A 998-nucleotide genomic window follows, 5' to 3' on the forward strand; every position below is an offset into this window, starting at 1 on the left:
CAGGCCACCACCGGGCGCGACATCAAGTTCGACATGGGCCGGCTCGACGGCTACCGCAACTTCTGCAACAAGCTGTGGAACGCCTCGCGCTACGTGCTGATGAACGCCGAGGGCCAGGACTGCGGGGCCTCTCTCGAAGGTCAGGGCGAGAACGTCGAGCTGTCGCTGGCCGACCGCTGGATCGTCTCGCGTCTGCAGCAGACCGAGGCCCAGGTGACCAAGGCGATGGAGGAGTTCCGCTTCGATCATGCGTCGCAAGCGCTGTATGAGTTCGTCTGGAACGAGTACTGCGACTGGTACCTGGAGCTCTCCAAGCCGGTATTGTGGGACGACGGCGCCAGCGAAGCGGCCAAGCGCGGCACCCGCCGCACCCTGGTGCGCGTGCTGGAGGCGATCCTGCGTCTGGCCCATCCGATGATGCCGTTCATCTCCGAGGAGATCTGGCAGCGCGTGGCGCCGCTGGCCGGCACCTTCCAGGGTGACGGGGACGACTCGATCATGGCCCAGCCCTGGCCCACTGCCGATGAGGCGCTGCTCGACGAGCAGGCCACCCGCGACATCGAGTGGCTCAAGGGCGTGATCGTGGCGGTACGCAACGTGCGCGCCGAGATGAACATCGCCCCGGGCAAGCCGCTCGAGGTGCTGCTGACCAAGGGCTCGGCAGCCGATCGCGAGCGCCTGGAAGCCAACCGCCTGTTCCTCGCCAAGCTGGCCAAGCTGGAAAGCGCCACCTGGCTCGACGACCCGAGTGCGGCGCCGCTCTGCGCCACACAGCTGGTCGGCGACATGGAAGTGCTGGTGCCCATGGCCGACCTGATCGACAAGGACGCCGAGCTCACCCGCCTGGCCAAGGAGATCGACAAGCAGGACAAGCTGATCGGTGGCATCGAGAAGAAGCTTTCCAACGAGAGCTTCGTCGCCAAGGCGCCGGAAGCGGTGGTCGAGAAGGAGCGCGGCAAGCTCAAGGAGTACCAGGCGGCCCGCGCCGTGCTGCTCGA

Annotated in this window: 1 protein-coding gene; it reads left to right on the plus strand. The window is 66.6% G+C overall.

Annotated elements, in window-relative coordinates:
• On the plus strand, window positions 1-998 hold a 998-nt coding region (locus H1D44_RS20695; protein ID WP_181517152.1), incomplete at both ends, for a class I tRNA ligase family protein.

Source organism: Billgrantia kenyensis (genome assembly GCF_013697085.1).
Lineage (GTDB): Bacteria > Pseudomonadota > Gammaproteobacteria > Pseudomonadales > Halomonadaceae > Halomonas > Halomonas kenyensis.